The organism is Paenibacillus jamilae (assembly GCF_050482105.1).
In the GTDB taxonomy this organism is placed as follows: Bacteria; Bacillota; Bacilli; order Paenibacillales; family Paenibacillaceae; genus Paenibacillus; species Paenibacillus jamilae_B.
Window position 1 is genome coordinate 1 of record NZ_JBCNHI010000036.1, and the last position, 835, is coordinate 835.

Consider the following 835-nt stretch of genomic DNA (forward strand, 5'->3'; position numbering starts at 1 on the left):
TCGGATAGATGACCATCGTGCCGCCGTTATAGAGCGTCCGTGCAATATCGCCGACGAACACGTCGAAGGAGAAGCTGGCCAGTTGCAGCAAACGTACCGGGAACTGGTTCAGACGGTAATCCCGGCGATACGCCGCAGCTGTATTGACCAAGCTGCGATGCTCGATCATGACGCCCTTCGGACGTCCCGTTGTCCCGGACGTGTAGATAACATACGCCAGATCGTGCGGCTCGTTGATGTGATCGACGTCTGTCGTATCTCCGGTGTACAGTGACTCATCGTCCAGCGCCAGTACAGTACGCAGACGCAGCACTGCTACTGCTTCGCTATCAGACTTCGAATCTGCTTTCAAGCTCAAACCTTCATTCCGGTTATCTCTTTCTATCGTTTCAGCACCAGCCGCTGTTTCCAGTTCGCCCTCCGTCGGTCCTCCAACCAAGGCCTGTCGGCTTTCTTCGAGCCATGCTTGTGCTCGCTCCTGCAAACTGGTTTGCGTTAACAGCACCGTCGCGCCGCTGTCCTCGAGCATAAAGCGAATCCGTTCGGATGGATAGTCTGCATCCAGTGGCACATAGGCGCCTCCGGCCTTCCACACTGCTAATACACCGACCAGCATGTCTACCGAGCGTTCACTCAGAATGCCGACAATCGACTCGCGTGCAATGCCTTCCTTTCGCAATCTACGCGCCAATTGGTTGGCACGTTCGTTCAGTTCGCGGTACGTAAGCTGCTGCTCCTCGTACACCACTGCCATATGATCCGGCACGAGCTGCGCTTGTTCTTCTACATAGGCATGGAACAGTGCTCCTTCTTCAACAGCTGCAACCTCCGATAC

At 55.3% G+C, this 835-nt stretch carries 1 protein-coding gene; it reads right to left on the reverse strand.

Annotated elements, in window-relative coordinates; all coding sequences use genetic code 11:
- Positions 1-835, reverse strand: an 835-nt coding sequence (locus ABEW32_RS25310) for an AMP-binding protein (RefSeq protein ID WP_430192923.1), incomplete at both ends; no start/stop codon positions are given.